Origin of the sequence: Janthinobacterium lividum, from assembly GCF_011601275.1 — a bacterium.
Classification (GTDB): domain Bacteria; phylum Pseudomonadota; class Gammaproteobacteria; order Burkholderiales; family Burkholderiaceae_D; genus Janthinobacterium; species Janthinobacterium lividum_E.
Window position 1 is genome coordinate 185304 of the sequence record NZ_JAAOLY010000010.1, and the last position, 16826, is coordinate 202129.

At 66.2% G+C, this 16826-nt stretch carries 14 protein-coding genes; 7 read left to right on the top strand and 7 right to left on the bottom strand.

The features are described from left to right. The first annotated feature begins 5 nt into the window (after nucleotides 1-5). The 6 genes from narI to GYK42_RS16885 all read left to right on the top strand — a co-directional run bounded on the left by narI (nucleotide 6) and on the right by GYK42_RS16885 (nucleotide 6464). Nucleotides 6-692, top strand: a complete 687-nt coding sequence (gene narI / locus GYK42_RS16860) for a respiratory nitrate reductase subunit gamma (protein WP_166448420.1) — start codon at nucleotides 6-8, stop codon at nucleotides 690-692. 15 nt (nucleotides 693-707) lie between these two features. Continuing rightward, nucleotides 708-1454: a peptidylprolyl isomerase gene (locus GYK42_RS16865; protein ID WP_166448421.1), complete on the top strand. Its 747-nt coding sequence runs from the start codon at nucleotides 708-710 to the stop codon at nucleotides 1452-1454. A gap of 102 nt (nucleotides 1455-1556) precedes the next feature. Continuing rightward, nucleotides 1557-2543 carry a GTP 3',8-cyclase MoaA gene (gene moaA, locus GYK42_RS16870; RefSeq protein ID WP_166448422.1) on the top strand — a complete coding sequence of 329 codons (987 nt, stop codon included), beginning with the start codon at nucleotides 1557-1559 and terminating at the stop codon, nucleotides 2541-2543. A 44-nt stretch (nucleotides 2544-2587) separates the two neighbouring features. Then, a complete protein-coding gene (locus tag GYK42_RS16875; protein WP_346768106.1) occupies nucleotides 2588-4474 on the top strand; it encodes a type IV pili methyl-accepting chemotaxis transducer N-terminal domain-containing protein in 1887 nt (628 codons plus the stop codon). A gap of 22 nt (nucleotides 4475-4496) precedes the next feature. Then, the gene (locus tag GYK42_RS16880) at nucleotides 4497-5159 is read left to right on the top strand and encodes a response regulator (protein WP_166448424.1); all 663 of its coding nucleotides are present in this window, start codon (nucleotides 4497-4499) and stop codon (nucleotides 5157-5159) included. A 93-nt stretch (nucleotides 5160-5252) separates the two neighbouring features. Then, nucleotides 5253-6464 (top strand): NnrS family protein, encoded by a 1212-nt coding sequence (locus tag GYK42_RS16885; RefSeq protein WP_166448425.1) that lies wholly within the window; start codon nucleotides 5253-5255, stop codon nucleotides 6462-6464. A 7-nt stretch (nucleotides 6465-6471) separates the two neighbouring features. Here the strand turns inward: GYK42_RS16885 and GYK42_RS29575 are convergent, their stop codons facing one another. The 7 genes from GYK42_RS29575 to GYK42_RS16915 form a co-directional block, all read right to left on the bottom strand. Then, nucleotides 6472-6597 carry a hypothetical protein gene (locus GYK42_RS29575; protein ID WP_260687154.1) on the bottom strand — a complete coding sequence of 42 codons (126 nt, stop codon included), beginning with the start codon at nucleotides 6595-6597 and terminating at the stop codon, nucleotides 6472-6474. Nucleotides 6598-6613: 16 nt separating this feature from the next. Continuing rightward, complete coding sequence (locus GYK42_RS16890; protein WP_166448426.1) at nucleotides 6614-10006, bottom strand: response regulator; 3393 nt, start codon at nucleotides 10004-10006, stop codon at nucleotides 6614-6616. Between the two features lie 48 nt (nucleotides 10007-10054). Continuing rightward, nucleotides 10055-11773, bottom strand: a complete 1719-nt coding sequence (locus GYK42_RS16895) for a sensor histidine kinase (RefSeq protein ID WP_166448427.1) — start codon at nucleotides 11771-11773, stop codon at nucleotides 10055-10057. A gap of 51 nt (nucleotides 11774-11824) precedes the next feature. Continuing rightward, nucleotides 11825-12259, bottom strand: coding sequence for a response regulator (locus GYK42_RS16900; RefSeq protein WP_240943623.1), 435 nt, complete (start codon nucleotides 12257-12259; stop codon nucleotides 11825-11827). Next, the gene (locus GYK42_RS16905; RefSeq protein ID WP_166448428.1) at nucleotides 12256-12618 is read right to left on the bottom strand and encodes an Hpt domain-containing protein; all 363 of its coding nucleotides are present in this window, start codon (nucleotides 12616-12618) and stop codon (nucleotides 12256-12258) included. Before GYK42_RS16905 ends, GYK42_RS16900 begins: the two co-directional genes overlap by 4 nt. 33 nt (nucleotides 12619-12651) lie before the next feature. After that, entirely contained in the window at nucleotides 12652-13278 is a 627-nt protein-coding gene (locus tag GYK42_RS16910) for a response regulator (protein WP_058050435.1), read from the bottom strand. A gap of 127 nt (nucleotides 13279-13405) precedes the next feature. Next, nucleotides 13406-14038: a hypothetical protein gene (locus GYK42_RS16915; RefSeq protein WP_166448429.1), complete on the bottom strand. Its 633-nt coding sequence runs from the start codon at nucleotides 14036-14038 to the stop codon at nucleotides 13406-13408. A 327-nt stretch (nucleotides 14039-14365) separates the two neighbouring features. Between GYK42_RS16915 and GYK42_RS16920 the strand changes: the two genes are divergently transcribed. Beyond that, nucleotides 14366-16816 carry a membrane-bound PQQ-dependent dehydrogenase, glucose/quinate/shikimate family gene (locus GYK42_RS16920; protein WP_166448430.1) on the top strand — a complete coding sequence of 817 codons (2451 nt, stop codon included), beginning with the start codon at nucleotides 14366-14368 and terminating at the stop codon, nucleotides 16814-16816. The last annotated feature ends 10 nt before the right edge of the window (nucleotides 16817-16826 follow it).

Sequence of the window (16826 nt, forward strand, 5' to 3'; positions counted from 1 at the left end):
ACATCATGAGTAATTACTTGCATCAATTTGTGTATGGCATTTATCCATACATCGCGCTGGCCATCTTTTTCCTCGGTAGCCTGATCCGTTTCGACCGCGAGCAATACACGTGGAAGTCCGATTCCAGCCAGCTGCTGCACCGCGGCAGCCTGCGCCTGGGCAATATCCTGTTTCATATCGGCATCATCGGCCTGCTGTTCGGCCATGCGGCCGGCTTGCTCACCCCCGTCTGGGTGTGGGACACGCTGGGCGTGTCGCACAGCCTGAAGCAGGGCGTGGCGATGGCGGCCGGCGGCGTGATGGGCGGGCTGTGCCTGGTCGGCATCCTGATCCTGCTGGCGCGCCGCTTCGGCAATGCACGGCTGCGCGCCGTCACCACGGCCGGCGACAAGCTGGTGATGCTGTGGATTTTGCTGACCTTGCTGCTGGGACTGTCCTCGATCTTCGTCTCGGCTTCGCACATGGATGGCCACATGATGGTCTTGCTGATGAACTGGGCGCAGCACATCGTGACCTTCCGCGGCGACGCGGCCAGCTTCATCGTCGACGCGCCGCTGGTGTTCAAGCTGCACCTGTTCATGGGCATGTCGCTGTTCGTCATCTTCCCGTTCACTCGCCTGGTGCACGTGTGGAGCGGCTTTGGCGCAGTTGCTTACCTGGGCCGTGCCTATCAACTGGTGCGCCGCCGCTAAGAAAGGAGTCACATCATGGGAATCTCCGTCAATGGCATCGATATCGACGATGCCGACATCGCGCAGGAACTGCCGCATCACGACGGCGCCGGCAACCCTTTGAAGCAGGCCGTGCATGAACTGGTGCTGCGCCGGCTGCTGCTGGAAGAAGCCGAGCGCCTCGGCGTGCAGGGCGGCAGTATTGATGACCGCATCGAAGCGCTGTTCGCGCAGGAAGTGCGCGTGCCGCCCGCCGACGATGCGGCTTGCCGCACCTTCTATGCGCAGCGCCCGCAGCTGTTTAGCAGCGGCGCCCTGGCCGAGGCGCGCCACATCCTGTTCCAGGTGACGCCCGACGCGCCCCTGGAGCTGCTGCGCACGACGGCGCAAGCCGTGCTCGACGCCCTCAAACTGGCGCCCGAGCGCTTCGGCGAACTGGCGGCGCAGTATTCGAACTGCCCGTCGGGCGCCCTGGGCGGCAACCTGGGGCAGCTGTCGCCGGGCCAGAGCGTGCCGGAATTCGACGCGCTGCTGTTCCGCCTGGAAGCGGGCGCGCTGGCCGGCCATTTGCTGGAAACGCGCTTCGGCTACCACATCGTGCAAGTGCTGCGCCGGGTCGAAGGCCAGCCCATCGCCTACGAGGCCGTGCAGGCGCAGATCGCCGACCGCCTGTCGCGCGCCGCGTGGCAGCGGGCCGTGCACCAGTATCTGCATTTGCTGGTGGGGCGCGCCGACATCGGCGGGATCGAGCTCGAAGGCACGGCCAGCCCGCTGGTTCAGTAGGTAGAAATGCGTAGGCCGAAAGGCGTAGGCCGCTAGGCCTTCTGGGGCACAGCCAGATCGTGCCCCAGCCTTTACAATCAAGGAAGAAACAGGAGTAGCGTCATGGGTAGCGTCAAGTTGCAGGACCGTTTTGGCCGTTCGATCGATTATGTGCGGCTGTCCGTCACCGACCGCTGCGATTTGCGCTGCAGTTACTGCATGCCCAAGGGTTTTCGCGGCTTCGAGGAGCCGAAGGACTGGCTGACGTTCGACGAGATCGAGCGCCTGATGGGCATCTTCGTGCGCCTCGGCACGCGCCGCGTGCGCCTGACGGGCGGCGAACCGCTGTTGCGGCGCAATCTGCCGGAGCTGGCGCAGCGGCTGACGGCATTGCCTGGTTTGCAGGACTTGTCGCTGTCGACCAACGCCACCCAGTTGGGCAAGCACGCCGTGGCCTTGCGCGCGGCGGGCGTGGACCGCATCAACGTCAGCCTGGACTCTCTCGACCGCGCCTGCATGCAGCAGATCACGGGGCGCGACAGCCTGCAGCCGATACTCGATGGCCTGATGGCGGGCAAGGCGGCCGGTTTCGACCCGATCAAGATCAATATGGTGGCCATGCGCGGCATCAATGACGGCCAGATCGAGGCCATGGCGGCCTTCTGTATCGAGCAGCAGTTCATCCTGCGCCTGATCGAAGCCATGCCGATGGGCAGCACGGGCCGCAATGCCAGCTATATGCCGCTCGGTCCCGTGCGCGAGCGCCTGGCGGCCCGTTTTGGCCTGGTGCCGCAGGCAACAGAGCTCGGTGGCGGGCCGGCGCGCTACATGGCGACAGCCGATGGACGCTCGAGCATCGGCTTCATTACACCCATGTCGCAGCATTTTTGCGCCAGTTGCAACCGCGTGCGCCTGTCCGTCGATGGTACGCTGTACCTGTGCCTGGGCCAGGAAGAGAAATTCGCCCTCGGCCCCATGCTGCGCGGCGGGGCCACGGATATGGAGATCGAGGCGGCGATCCGCGCCGCCATCGAACTGAAGCCGCAGCAGCATGATTTCAATACGCAGCCGGACAAGATTATCCGTTTTATGGCGCAGACGGGCGGCTGAGGCAGTTTGCATTTACATTCAAGGGCGGTATGAAATTCAAGGCGATGTTTTCCTCCTGGCAGAAGCTGTCGACCAAGATCGTCGGGGCGCTGCTGCTCATGCTGGTGCTGGCCTTGAGCGCCATCGGCTGCACCCTGTTTTTGTCATGGCAGCTCGAAGGCAGTTCGGCCGCCATCAACGAGACGGGCCGCCTGCGCATGCAGACCTACCGCCTGACCCTGCTGCTTGCCAGCGACGCGCGCGAACAGGCGCGTCAGCAAGTGCTGCTGATCGACGAAACCCTGGCCAAGATCGGCCACGGCGACCCGCAGCGTCCCTTGTTCCTGCCCCCCAGCATGGCCATCAAGTCCGAATTCGAGCGCATCGGCACGGCCTGGCGCGGCGCCTTGCGCCCGGCCGCCCTGGCCGCCGACTCCACCGCGCGCGCGCGCCAGTTCGAGCACGACGCCGATACCTTCGTGGGCCAGGTCGATCAACTGGTGCGCCTGATCGAGCACGATAGCGAACAGCGCACTTTCTGGCTGCGCGCCTCGCAGCTGATCCTTGTCGGCATGGCCGTCATCGGCACGGTCAGCATGATTTACCTGATGTTCATGCTCATCATCGAACCGGTGACGCGGCTGCGCCTGGGCATGCAGCGCATGAAGGAACGCGATTTCAGCGTGCGCCTGGCCGTGGAAAGCAATGACGAATTTGGCCAGCTGGCCAGCGGTTTCAACCAGATGGCCGACCGCCTGCAGGCGCTGTACGGCAACCTGGAAGAGGGCGTGCGCAGCAAGACGGCCACCCTCGAATACCGCAACCGCGAATTGGCGCTGCTGTACGAAAGCGCCGCTTTTTTGCAGCGCCCGCAGCCTTTGGCCGACATCTGCGGCGGCTTCATGCAGCGCATCGTCGATTATTTCGAGGCGGACGGCTCCACCGTGCGCGTGCTCGACGCCGAGCGGGGCAACCTGCACATGGTCGTGCATACGGGCCTGTCCGAGGAACTGGTGGCGTCGGAACACTGCCTGAAGGTGGGCGACTGCCTGTGCGGCACGGCCGTCGAGATGAAGGTGGCGAAGGTGCACGACATGCGCCGCATCGACAAGGCGCACGAGCTGCGCTGCCACCGCGAGGGCTTTGCCACGGTATCCGTCTTCCATATCCATGCGCACGAGCAGCACCTGGGCTTTTTCAACCTGCATTTCCGCCATGCGCGCGTGTTTTCCGCGCGCGAGCTGGCCTTGCTGGAAACCCTGGGCCAGTTGCTGGGCATCGCGCTGGAAAACCTGCGCCTGGCCGCGCGCGAACGCGAAATGGCCATTTCCGAAGAGCGCAACCTGGTGGCGCAGGGCCTGCACGACAGCATCGCGCAAAGCCTCAATTTCCTCAACCTGCAAGTACAGATGCTCGACGACTCCGTGCGCAACGCCCGTTTCGACGAGGTGGCGGGCATCGTGCCGGCCCTGCACGCGGGCGTGAAGGAAAGCTACGAGGACGTGCGCGAACTGCTGGCCAACTTCCGCAGCCGCCTGATGGAGGACGATCTGATCGGCTCCCTGCGCGCGGCCGTGGACAAATTCCGCCGCCAGACGGGCATCGACGCCGAACTGCTGGCCGATGTGGACGGCGCGCCATTCCCCCGCGAGCAGCAATTGCAGCTATTATTCATCGTGCAGGAAGCGCTGTCGAACATCCGCAAGCACGCCCAGGCCAGCCACGTCGAAGTGCGCCTCGCCGATCATCAGGACTTTACCTTGACGATCAGCGATAATGGCGTCGGCTTCGACGCTGCCGCCGTGCTGGAAAAGGGCGACAGCCATGTCGGCATCCACATCATGCGCGAGCGCGCGCAGCGCATCGACGCCACGTTCGACGTGCATGCCTGCCAGGGCGGCGGCACCACGGTCGAACTGCATCTGTCGCGCGAGCAGCGCCGCGCCGCCTGAGTAACTACCTGAAAGTAAAAAAATGGAGACACCCGATAAACCGATCACCGTCATGCTGGTCGACGACCACGCGCTGTTCCGCAGCGGCATACGCTCGCTGCTGCAGCGGCATACGGAGTTTTCCGTCGTGGGCGAGGCGGCCGATGGCGTGGAAGGCATCAAGCGCGCCATCCAGCTGCAGCCCGACGTGGTGCTGCTGGACTTGAACATGGCCGGCATGTCCGGCGTGGAAGCGCTGCAGCTGATGCAGCACGACTGCCCCGATACGGCCATCGTCATGCTGACCGTGTCGGAAGACGCGGAAGACCTGGCCACGGCCCTGCGTGCGGGCGCCTGCGGTTACCTGATCAAGAACATCGACGCCGACTATCTGGTGCGCGCCATCCGCCGCGCGGCCGCCGGCGAAGTCGTCATCGCCGAAGCCATGACGGGCAAGCTGGTGGCGCAGCTGCAGGCGGGCACGCGGCGCGAGGAACCCGTGTCGGAACTGGACAAGCTCACGCCGCGTGAAAAGCAAATCATCGATTGCCTGTCGCGCGGCGAGAGCAACAAGGGCATCGCGCGCACCCTGGACCTGGCTGAAAGCACGGTCAAGATCCACGTGCAGAACGTGCTGAAAAAACTCAATCTCACCAGCCGCGTGCAGGCGGCCGTGTACGCGGTCGAGCACCGGCAGGGCAAGTAGCCGCCGTTATCCCCGGTCTAGTCCTTTTTGCCGATGGCCGTCGCTGCGCTTTTAAAGTAGTATATTGAATATATCTTTAATAGCGAGTTCATCATGGCCATTACTCCCATCAGCGAACCATCCGCCCGCCGCGCCGCATCGGGCGCGGCGCCCTGGCAAGCCGGCCACGCCGTCTGGCAACTGGGTTTCCGCCCGTTCTATTTGCTGGCGGCCGTGTTTGCGGCCATCGGCATTCCCCTGTGGCTGGCCAGTTATGCGGGCTGGCTGACGGGCGGCCTGCAGGTGGGTCTGGGCTGGCACATGCACGAAATGGTGTTCGGTTTCGCGCTGGCCGTCGTCGTCGGTTTCCTCTACACGGCGGGGCGCAACTGGACGGGCTTGCCCACGCCGCACGGCGCCCAGCTGATGGCGCTCGTGGGGCTGTGGCTGGCGGGCCGCGTGGCCATGCTGTGCGGCCCCGGCCTCGTGGTGGCGCTGGTCGACTGGCTGTTCCTGCCGCTGGCCGCCTGGCCTTTGTACCAGGTGCTGCGCCGCTCGGGCAATACGCGCAACCTGTTCCTCGTCGGCTTGCTGGCCTTGCTGGCGCTGGCCAATGGCCTGTTCCACGCGGCAGTGCTGGGCTGGCTGCCGCTGTCGCTGTTCCTGCCCGTGCAGGCGGCCATCTTCATCATCGTGCTGATCGAATCGGTGATCGGCGCGCGCGTGATCCCCATGTTTACCCGCAATGGCGCGCCGGGCAGCTCGCCCGTGGCCAGTCCGAAGCGCGCGCTGGCGGCAGTGGCCTGCATGGCGGCCGCCGCAGTCGCGTGGCTGGCCGGTGCGCCGGCCTGGCTGATGGCGCCGCTGGCCTTCTGTGCCGCCGGCGTGTCGCTGGCCAACCTGCTGGCATGGCAGCCCCAGCGCACGGTGCGCGTGCCGCTGCTGTGGATCTTGCACCTGTCGTATGCGTGGATAGGCATCGGCTTCGCGCTGCTTGCGCTGGCCAGCCTGGGTTTGCTGCCGGCCAGCGCCGCCTTGCACGCGCTGACGGTGGGCTCGATGGCTGGCCTGATCATCGGCATGATGACGCGCACCACCCTGGGCCACACGGGCCGTGCGCTCAAGGGCGGCAGGGCGGAAGCGGCGATGTACTGGCTGATCCAGCTGGGCGCGCTGGCGCGCCTGCTGGCCGCCGTCGGCCCCGCCGCGCTGTCCATGCCGCTGCTGCTGGCGGCGGGCGTCTGCTGGTCGCTGGCCTTTGGCCTGTATGCGTGCGTGTATGCGCCCTACCTGTGGCGCGCCAGGGTGGATGGCCGCGAAGGCTAGGCTGGTATCAGGAAGGGCGCCAGGCCAGCAGTTCCCTGATTTCCGGCGCCCAGTAGGACAGCGATTCGCCCACGACGAATAGCAGCATGCCCAGCATGAAGGCTCTCAACAGCAAATCTCTGCACCAGATCATGGCGTCTCCCGAAAGTTCATGTTGACAGGTTTGGCATTGGCACGGGCGTCTGTGCCGTGAATACGGCGACGGCCTCGATGGCGTGCGCCAGCGCCTGTTCCAGGGCATCGAGCGCGGCTGAGGCATCGTCGCCCGCATGCAGCAGCTGTTCGGCTTGCTGGGCCGCATGCAGGGTGGCGGGCAGGGCCAGGCTGCCGGCCACGCCGGCCAACTGGTGCGCCAGCGCGGCGGCGTCGCCCCGTGCATTGGCCGCCAGCAGCGCGCGCATGGCGTCCACCGTGTCGCGGTAGGTGCTGCCGAAGTGCGACAGGTGCTGGCGGTAGGGCGTTTCATCGAGCCACTGCGCCATGCCTTGCGCCAGGTCGATCGCGGGCGCCGCGCCGTTCGGAGGCGCGGGCATCGCCATTTCGGCCACGGCCGGCAGCCCGTGCGCATGGCGCCGGTGCGCGCGCGCGATCAGGGCGATGGTCTCCGGCACGTCGAACGGCTTGCTGATGAAATGGTTCACGCCCGCTTCGATAGCCGCCGCGCGCTGTGTCTGGAACGCCCCGGCCGTCAGCGCCACCACGGGCAAGTCCTGGAACTGCGGCAGCTGGCGCAGCGCGCGCGTCGCCTGCAAGCCATCCATGACGGGCATCTGCACATCCATCAGCACGATGTCGACGTCGGTCGGGTGGGCCTGCAGCCAGTCCAGCGCCTGCTGGCCGTCGCAGGCGAACGAGGGCAAGGCGCCCTGGTCGCACAGGATATGGTTGACCACGTCGCGGTTGATGTCGCTGTCGTCGACCACCAGCACGCGCACGCCGGCCAGCACGCGCTCACCCGGCGCTGCGTGGCGAGAGCCCAGGCCGGCCGCTTCGGCGCGCCGCTGGCGCGCTTCCATCGTCGCGTTGTACAGGCTGGAAGCCGTCACCGGTTCGTTGAGGATGGCGTCGGCCGGATTGGCCGTGTCCGTATGGCGGCGCGCGGGCGCTGCCGCCGGCGCGCCGCTGGCCGCCAGGATGACGATGGGGCAATCCTGCGGCGGCAGGTGCTCGCGCAGCGCGCGCGCCGTGGTCTCCCCGTCCATGTCCGGCATGCGCGCGGCCAGCACGATGACGCCGGGCCGCGCATCCTCGGCGCAGGCCAGCGCATGCTCGAAGGCCGCCTGGCCGCCGGACACGGCATGCACGCTCCAGCCCAGGCCTTGCGCCACGGCGGCCACGGCGCCGCGCGTGTCGGCCTTGCCATCGGCCAGCAAGACGCGCAAGCCCTGCATGTCGGGCGAGGACGGGGCGCTGGCGGGCAGCAACTGCAGCGGCACCGTGAAACTGAATGCGCTGCCCTGGCCCAGGCCGCTTGTCAGGCGCAAGGAGCCGCCCATCAGGCGTACCAGCTGGCGGCAGATGGTCAGGCCCAGGCCCGTGCCGCCGAAGCGGCGCGTGGTGGAGGTGTCGGCCTGGGCGAAGGCGGAAAAGATCGCTTCCTGCACTTCGGGGGCGATGCCGATGCCCGTGTCGCGCACGCAAAAGCACAACACGGCGGCGTCGCCGTCGCGGCTTTCCAGTGTGCTCGTCAGCTCGACCGTGCCTTGCGCGGTGAACTTGATGGCATTGCTGGTCAGGTTGACCAGTACCTGTTCCAGGCGCAGCGCGTCGCCCATCACGTGGTCGACGCCATCGGGCAGCGGCCCGATGCGCACCGCAATCGGCTTGTCATGCGCGGCCACGCCCATGCTCGCGGCGATTTTCTCGATCACGTCGGACAGGCGGAACGGCGCCTGCTCGATGGTCATGTGGCCCGCCTCGATTTTCGATACGTCCAGCACGTCGTTGATGATGCCCAGCAGGGACTGGCCGGCGGCGCGGATCTTGCGCGCCATCTGCAGCGCTTCGCCATCGAGGCCGTTCCGTTCCAGCAGCCAGGCCATGCCGAGGATGGCGTTGAGCGGGGAGCGGATTTCATGGCTCATGTTGGCGAGGAATTCCGCCTTGCTGCGGTTGGCCGCTTCGGCCGCGTCGCGCGCCAGCAGCATGGCTTCCTCGGCCTGCTTTTGCGCGGAGATATCCTGGGCAAAGATGAGGGTGGCCGATCCATCCTTGAGCATGACGCGCGTGGTGGTCTTGAACATGGGCACGGGCAGGCCCTGCTTGCCCAGGCCGACGGCCTCGAATACCTGTTCGCTGGGCGAGTCCGCCTCGATCAGCGCTTCATTGGCTGCCAGCGCCGCCAGCGATGGTTCGAAAATCATGGCGGACCAGGGCAGGCCGTTCAGATTGTCTTCCATCGTGTAGCCGTGCAGCTTGCGGTAGCGGGGGTTCGAATAGATGAAGCGGCCGTGGCGCAGGATGGCGATGGCCACGGGCGCATCTTCGATCAGGGTGCGAAAGCGCGTTTCACTGTCGGACACGGCTTGCATGGCCTGGCGCTCCCTTTCCTGTTCCGCATGCCAGGCGGCCTGCTGCCGGCGCCGCCGCTGGCTCCAGAACAGCAGGCTGGCCGTGGCCAGCGCCAGCATGGCAAAGGAGAGGATGTAGCCGAGCGCCTGGCGCCGCAGCGGAGCGGCGATGGCCGCTTCTTCGCGGCTCAGGCCAATGATCAGGGAGCGGTCCATGTGCAGCACGGCGGGGGCGATGGTCGCCATGGCCATGACGCGGGGGGCGGCGCCGGCAATCTCGACGCCGTTGAGGACACCAGCCTGGTAGCGGCTGTCGCGAAAGCGCCGCAGGAAGCTGCCGGGGACGTCCATGTTGCCGCCATTGGCAATCCTGGCCGGATAGTTGAGGAATTGCCGGCCATCGCCATGCAGCACCACGGCCCAGACGTCGGGGGCGTACATGGCGGTGCGGAACTTGGCCGTAAAGTATTCGGGGGCGAAGGTGGCCACCACCACACCGGCAAAGCGTCCCTGTTGATCCTGCACCATGCGCGACGCCGTGATGACCAGGTCGCCCTTGAAGGAATGGAAGGGCGCCGAAATGTACAGCATGCGCGCATCGGGGGCGTCGCGCGCCGTCTGGAAGTAGCCGCGGCGGGAAAAATCCTGGTCCGCCAGTTCCGGGACGCTGGTGGCGACCGGCTTGCCCTGCGCATCGATGACGAGCATGGTGCGCACGCCCGGCATGGCGTCGACCAGCGCGGCCAGGCGCCGGGGCAAGGCTTGCCCGGCGTCCGGGGCGGCGCCGGCGGCAAGATAGTCGCGGATCACGCCGCCGAGCACCAGGTTGGTTGCCTCCAGGTCGACTTCGATATTTTTTGCCAGCAGCGCCGTCAGCACGCTCAGGCGCTCGCGCTCGGCCTCGTCATGCCGTGTCGCTTCGGCCAGATGCGCATAGGCGAGGGCGGCAGCGACGATCAGCAGCCCGAGGAGCAGGAACAGCCATTCGATCCATTGTCTGCGCAGCGCCGCCGCATCTGTGTGATAGCTCATTTGGCGATGCTATACCCGATATGCACGTAGAACAACTTTTGCGCATCACTACGCAGATGATAGTGTGGTCAATTTGCCGCCTAGCGGCAGCCGCAGGCGGAAGACGGCGCCCTGGCCCGGCGCGGACGCCACGCCGATGCTGCCGCCCATCAGCGCGACGAGCTGGCGCGCGATGGCCAGGCCCATGCCGGCGCCGTCATGGGCGCGGCTGGGCGAGTCGTCCGCCTGCGAGAATTTGTCGAAGATGACGCCCTGCTGCGCCTGCGCGATGCCGATGCCCGTATCGCGCACCTCGATCTGCAGGTCCGCGCCGCTGTGCATGACGTGCACGTCGACCCGCCCCGCGGGCGTGTAGCGGATGGCGTTATCGAGCAGGATATCGAGCACGCGCACGAGGCGGACGCGGTCGCAATCGATGCTGGGCGGCGTGGCGGGCGCGACCTGCGCGGCCAGCTGCAAGCCCTTGTATGCCGCGCGCGGCCGGTGCGGCGCCAGCGCCAGTTCCAGCAACTGGGCCAATGGCGCGGCGGCCCGCTCCAGCCGCACCTGGTCGTGCTCGAGCGCGCTCAATTCCATCGCCGCCTCGACCATGGCCAGCAACTGGCGGCCGCTGTCGTGTATCGTTTGCGCGTAGGCGGCCTGTTCCGGCTCGCGCAGCTGTTCCTGCAGCAGTTCGGAGAAGCCGAGGATGCCGTTGAGGGGCGTGCGCAATTCATGCGACATGTTCGACAGGAAGCGCGACTTGGCTTCGCTGGCGGCGATGGCCCTGGCGCGGCTGTCGACCAGGCGGCCGATCAGCAGCACCAGCGCGGCCCATGCCAGCACGATCAGCGCGCTCGTGATGGCCGCCATCTGCAAGGCCTGGTTGCGGCGCGAGACGTAGTCGGCCAATACCGTGTCGTGGTCCAGCCCGACCAGCATGTAGAGCGGGTAGCCGGCCAGTTTTTCGAAAGCGTACAAACGCAGGGTGCCATCGACGGGACTGCGCTCGGTGAAGCCGCCCCGCGTTTTACCTTGCATCAGGGAAAATACCTGGCTGCCGCCGATATCCTGGCCGATGGTGTCGACGGCGCCGACCCGGCGCGCGCGCACCACGCCATCGCTGCCGACCAGTTCGGTGGAGCTGTTGTCGCCCAGGTCGACTTCGTCGTACAGGCGCGTAAAGTAATACGGGTCCATCGAGACCACTACCACGCCCTTGAATCGGCCATCGGCATGGTTGATGCGACGCGTCATCTGGATCGACCATTTTTTCGATACGCGGCCCAGCACCGGCTTGCTGATATACAGTTCGCCGCTGTCGCGCCGCATGTGTACGCGGATGTGCTCGCGGTCGGCAAGCCTGGTCGGCTGGAATGGACGGCTCGACAGCACCATGTCGCCCTGTTCGTCGACGATGGTAAACAGGTTGTACAGGGGACCGGGTTTGAGGCCTTGCCGCAGGTCCGCCACGATGTCGAGGCTATTGCCCAGCGCCTGGTAGCGGCCGCGCAAATACGTGGCAGTCTGGTCCGCCGCTTCGATCGTGCGGATCGCGTGCTCGTCGAAGACGCGCGCCATGCTGCGCGCGTCGCGCCCGGCGCCGGCGATGGCGGCGTCGTAGGCGTGCCGCAGTTGCAGCGCGGTGATGCTCCACAGCCCCGCCAGCAGGACGGCCATGAAGAGCGACAGCAGGGCGCGCGTATCCCAACGCTCCCAACGCTCCCAGCGCTCCCAGCGCTCCCAGCGCTCCCAGACCAGGGCCTTCCAGTCTCTGTGCCGCCGCATGCTGCCTCCGCAAGGTCTGCCAGGTTTGCCGTTATGCGTGGATGTCCGGCGTCACCGGCGCGCCAGCCAGCGGTCGACCATGTCGCGCAGCTGGGCGGCCGTAAACGGCTTGGACAGGTAATCGTCCATGCCGGCCGCCACGCAGCGCTGCCGGTCGTCGTCGGTGACGCCGGCCGTGAGGGCGATGACGGGCAGGCGCGGCGCGCCGCTGGCCGCTTCGCTGGCGCGCAGGGCCTGGCACGCCTGGTAACCGTCCATGACGGGCATCATGCAGTCCATCAGCACCAGGTCGTATTGCTGCCCGGCCAGCGCTTGCAAGCCCAGCGCGCCGTTCTCAGCCGTGTCGATGCCGTAGCCGCGGGCGGCCAGCTGCAGGCACACCAGTTGGCGGTTCAGCGCCGTATCCTCGACCAGCAGGATGCGCGCGCCGGGCTCCGAGGCGGGGGCCGGCTTGGCGGCATGCGCCGCTTCCTCGCGCTCGTTCATGCCTGGGCTCCCGTATATTCCAGCATGCTGCGGCGGACTTCCTGCTCCACTGCGCCGACCAGCGCCGCCGTATCGTCCAGCCAGCCCGCCGCCGCCACACCTTGGTGGCGCACCAGCTGTTCGAGTGCCGCCAGGCGCGCCACCAGGACGCTGGCGCCCAGCAGGGCCACGGTGCCGCGCAAGGTATGGCAGCTATGCACGATGGCTTGCGCCGCGCCGCCGCGCACGGCCTGCTCGACGCGCGCAAACATGGCCGGCGACGTATCGAGGTAGGTCTGCGACAGGGCGCGGAACATCTCCAGGTCGTGGCCGGTGGCCTGGAACAGCACGGCAGGATCGATGTGGCGATAGGCTGGCATGGGGGCTCCGGGGGGAGGGGATGCGGTGGCGGGTCAGGCGGCCAGGCTGTTGCGCCGCGCATGGCCGGCGCAGCAGGCGCGCAGGTAGCCGCGCAGCTCGTCGTAATTGACGGGTTTGGCAAAGAACACGACGCCGGGCGGCACGCCGCCCCGTTCTTCCAGTTCTTCCTGCGTCAGGCTCGACAGCATAGCGATGTGCATGTCCGCCAGCAGCGGGTCGGCCAGGATGGTGCGGATCACTTCGTAGCCGTCGATGCCTTCCATGATGATGTCGGCCAGCAGGATGTCGGGCTGGTCGCGGGCGATTTCCATCAGCGCCTGGTAGCCGTTCTCGCAAAAGCGCAAGCCCGCCTGCAAACCCCATGAACCGATCTGCTTTTCATACAGCGCGCGCTCGATGGGATTGTCTTCGATGACCAGGATGGACGGCGGGCGGCCCGATGGGGCGGGGCGGCTGGCGCGTGCCGCGCGCTGGTCCTGGCCCGGCTGGCCGGGATTGCCTTTGTAGGCCTCGACGGCCGCGAGGGGAATGCGCCGGTGGCCGCCCTTGGTCTTCCAGGCTTCGATCACGCCGGCTTCGACCAGTTGCTGCACCGATGTCACCGAAATGCCGAGGATTTCGGCGGCCTTTTGGGTAGTGCAAACGTCTGCAGTGTGCATGATGGGCTGTATGGTCGCGGATGTAGTTGAAGGGAATGATACGCAATCGGCCTTAAAAAATCAATTTCAACGAATTAGATGAATTCATTAAAAAACCTGGCATGTCGCGGACCGTGGCCTGGCGCGCTCATGGCCGGCTTCCCACGCCGCTGCGGTCGTCGGCCAGCGCCGCGTCCGTTTGCAGGACCGTGACGGCTTGCGACAGCACATCGAGCGCCATCAGCAGCTCAGCGTGCAGGCGGCGCAGCGCGCCGATATCGTTGGAAAAGCCCGCATGCACGGCCTGGCGCGAAAGTGCCTGCAAGGGGAGCAGGCTCATGGACTGGCTGCCGTCGAGGATTTCCTGTGCCAGCACTCTTGCCGGGGCCGTCCGCTCGCAGCGCAGCGCATGGGCGATGCCGGCCAGGCGGTCGCGCGTCTCTGCCACGAACAGGGCGAGAATTTCCCCTTGCAGGCGGCGGTCGTGGCCGAACATGGCGTCCAGGCGGGCTTGCTCGAACGGCGGCGCGTCCGGCGCCCTGGGCGCAGGCGGGGCGCTGTCAGCCACCTTGGCCGGCGGGGCCGCTTTGCGCAGCTGCAGCAGCGCATGCAGATCGGCCGGCGCCGCGCTGGCGGCTGGCCCGCTGCCTGCCTGCCAGCGGGTGCGTCGCCAGAGCAGGGCGGCCAGCAGCAACAGCAGGCCTGCCAGCGCCAGCGCCGGGCGCATCAGCGACAGGTCTTCGCAGCGAAGGAAGGGGTGAATGGCGAGGAAGGCGGTCATGGCAGTGCTCCAGTGCGGTCGATGCAAGTGGTCTGCGCGATGGCGGACCTGACATGCTTGGCTTGGATGTTTTTTTCATTTTACGATAAAAATTCGTTTTATTCGATAAATTTGTTATTTATTTACTTGATTTAATGTTTTCCATAAAAATTGCATAATTGTGGCGGGCTGGACAGTCAGCGCGTGTATAAAAAGCCACACCGTACGCACGGGGCGTTGTGGCGTGTGGCACGCTTTAGCGATTAGTGAAAAAATGGAATTTCGTTGATCGCCATCAAATACGGTGCGCAGGCGCGTGCCGCCGACTGACTCTTGTAAAGGAGCATCATGACTGCCTCTGCCCGGCCTGGACCCTTGCTTGTCATCACCGCAGTCATCTTCATCTTGCTGGGCCTGGCGCTTGCCGGCGGCGGCGCCTGGCTCGTCAGCCTCGGCGGTTCCTGGTATTACGTCGTGGCCGGCATCGGCATGCTCATCGCGGGCGCGCTCGTGTGGAAAGGGCGGCGCAGCACCCAGCTGTTTCTCGCGCTGCTGTTGTTTGCCACCCTGATCTGGTCCGTCATCGAGGTGAAGTTCGACTGGTGGCAATTGCTGCCGCGCCTCGATATCTGGTTCGCCGCCGCCGTCTGGCTGCTGCTGCCGTTCGTCGACCGCCGCCTCGATCCGCCATTGACGGCCGGGGCCAAACCGCGCGACGCGGGCAAGAGCGCACTGGCCGCCGCCGTGGTACTGACGGCTGCCGTGGGCGTGTTCTCGCTGTTCCAGGACTACTACACCCTGCACGGCGAAGTGCCGGCCGAAAACATGGCGGCCACGCCGCAAGGCGATTTCGCGCCCGGCGTGGCGCCCAACGACTGGGCCGCGTATGGCCGCTCCGGCTACGGAGACCGCTATGCGCCGGCCGCGCAGATCACGCCGGCCAACGCATCGCAGCTGAAACAGGCGTGGTTGTACAACACGGGCGACTTCAAGGGGCCGAACGACCCGGGCGAGATCGCCAACGAAGTCACGCCGCTGAAAGTCAACGGCATGCTGTACCTGTGCACGCCGCATAACATCGTCATCGCGCTGGACCCGGACACGGGCAAGGAGATCTGGCGCCACGATCCGAAGATCAACCGCGACGCATCGAGCTATCAGCACATGATTTGCCGCGGCGTGGCCTACTGGGACGTCAACGCGGGCCGCGCCAAGGGCGACCCGGCGCCCGAGGCGGCCGGCATGGAGTGCCCGCGCCGCATCCTCGCGCCCACCATGGATGCCACCCTGATCGCCGTCAACGCCGATACGGGCGCAGCCTGCAAAAGTTTTGGCGAAAACGGGGTGATCGGCCTGTACCACGGCATGGGCATGAAGAAGCGGGGCTTCCTGATGCCGACGTCGCCGCCGGCCGTGGCGCAAAACGTGGTGGTGATGGCCGCCAGCGTCACCGATAACTTTTCCACGGAAGAACCATCGGGCGTCATCCGCGGCTACGATCCCGTCACCGGCAAGCTGATGTGGAACTGGGATGCCTCGAACCCCGACGACACGGCGCCGATTGCCGACGGCAAGACGTACACCAACAACTCGCCCAATTCCTGGGGCGTGTCCAGCATCGATGAAAAGCTGGGCATGGTGTACATCCCGATGGGCAATGAAACGCCGGACACGTGGGGCGGCAACCGCAATCCCCATGGCGAAAAATACAATAGCGCCATCGTCGCGCTGGACCTGGCGACCGGCAAGGTGCGCTGGGTTTACCAGACCGTGCACCACGATATCTGGGACATGGATATTGGCGGCCAGCCCACCCTGGTCGACATCGACACGCCGAAAGGCAAAGTGCCGTCCGTTGTCGCCACGACCAAGCGGGGCGACATCTATGTGATCGACCGCCGCGACGGCAGCCTGGTCGTGCCGGCGCCGGAAAAACCCGTGCCGACGAACAACCCCGCTCCGGGCGACCGCTTGTCGCCCACGCAGCCATTCTCGGCTCTCACTTTCCTGCCCGAGAAAAACATCAGCGAAACGGATATGTGGGGCACGACGCCGTTCGACCAGCTGGCCTGCCGCATCATCTTCCGCCAGCACCGCTATGAAGGCCCGTTCACGCCGCAAACGGTGGCCGAAGGCAAGATCAAGGGCGCCATCATCTCGCCCGGCCCGCTGGGCATCTTCGAATGGGGCGGGGCGGCCGTCGATCCCGTGCGCCAGCTACTGCTGGTGAACCCCGACTACATGGGCTTTCTGGAACGCCTGGTACCGCGTGCGCAAGCCAATGCGCCGGGCGGCACTGGCACGGAAATGGGCTTGCAGCCGCAGACGGGCGTGCCGTTTGCCGTGGAAATCAAGCCTTTTCTTTCTCCGCTGGGCTTCCCATGCCAGGCGCCGCCGTGGGGCTATATCGCCGCCGTCGACTTGCGCACCATGAAAAAAGTGTGGATGCACAAGAACGGCACGACGCGCGACAGCGCCCCCGTGCCCATCGCCTTGCCGCTGGGCGTGCCCAGCCTGGGCGGCATCAGCACCACCGGCGGCGGCGTGGCTTTCCTCAGCAGCACGCTCGACTACTACATCCGCGGCTACGATGTCAGCAACGGCAAGACCGTATGGAAAGCCCGCCTGCCGGCCGGCGGCCAGGCCACGCCGATGAGTTATGTCTCGGACAAAACGGGCAAGCAATATGTCGTCGTCATGGCCGGCGGCCACGGTTCGCTGGGCACGAAGATGGGGGATAGTCTGGTGGCGTTTGCGTTGCCGGATGAGGCGGTGAAGGAGGCGGGGAAAACGAAATAGCGCATGGACG

Bases quoted from the DNA above. Each gene is read 5' to 3' on its own strand.
- narI (WP_166448420.1), top strand. From the start codon at position 6: ATGAGTAATTACTTGCATCAATTTGTGTATGGCATTTATCCATACATC.
- GYK42_RS16865 (WP_166448421.1), top strand. From the start codon at position 708: ATGGGAATCTCCGTCAATGGCATCGATATCGACGATGCCGACATCGCG.
- moaA (WP_166448422.1), top strand. From the start codon at position 1,557: ATGGGTAGCGTCAAGTTGCAGGACCGTTTTGGCCGTTCGATCGATTAT.
- GYK42_RS16875 (WP_346768106.1), top strand. From the start codon at position 2,588: ATGTTTTCCTCCTGGCAGAAGCTGTCGACCAAGATCGTCGGGGCGCTG.
- GYK42_RS16880 (WP_166448424.1), top strand. From the start codon at position 4,497: ATGGAGACACCCGATAAACCGATCACCGTCATGCTGGTCGACGACCAC.
- GYK42_RS16885 (WP_166448425.1), top strand. From the start codon at position 5,253: ATGGCCATTACTCCCATCAGCGAACCATCCGCCCGCCGCGCCGCATCG.
- GYK42_RS29575 (WP_260687154.1), bottom strand. From the start codon at position 6,597: ATGATCTGGTGCAGAGATTTGCTGTTGAGAGCCTTCATGCTGGGCATG.
- GYK42_RS16890 (WP_166448426.1), bottom strand. From the start codon at position 10,006: ATGAGCTATCACACAGATGCGGCGGCGCTGCGCAGACAATGGATCGAA.
- GYK42_RS16895 (WP_166448427.1), bottom strand. From the start codon at position 11,773: ATGCGGCGGCACAGAGACTGGAAGGCCCTGGTCTGGGAGCGCTGGGAG.
- GYK42_RS16900 (WP_240943623.1), bottom strand. From the start codon at position 12,259: ATGAACGAGCGCGAGGAAGCGGCGCATGCCGCCAAGCCGGCCCCCGCC.
- GYK42_RS16905 (WP_166448428.1), bottom strand. From the start codon at position 12,618: ATGCCAGCCTATCGCCACATCGATCCTGCCGTGCTGTTCCAGGCCACC.
- GYK42_RS16910 (WP_058050435.1), bottom strand. From the start codon at position 13,278: ATGCACACTGCAGACGTTTGCACTACCCAAAAGGCCGCCGAAATCCTC.
- GYK42_RS16915 (WP_166448429.1), bottom strand. From the start codon at position 14,038: ATGACCGCCTTCCTCGCCATTCACCCCTTCCTTCGCTGCGAAGACCTG.
- GYK42_RS16920 (WP_166448430.1), top strand. From the start codon at position 14,366: ATGACTGCCTCTGCCCGGCCTGGACCCTTGCTTGTCATCACCGCAGTC.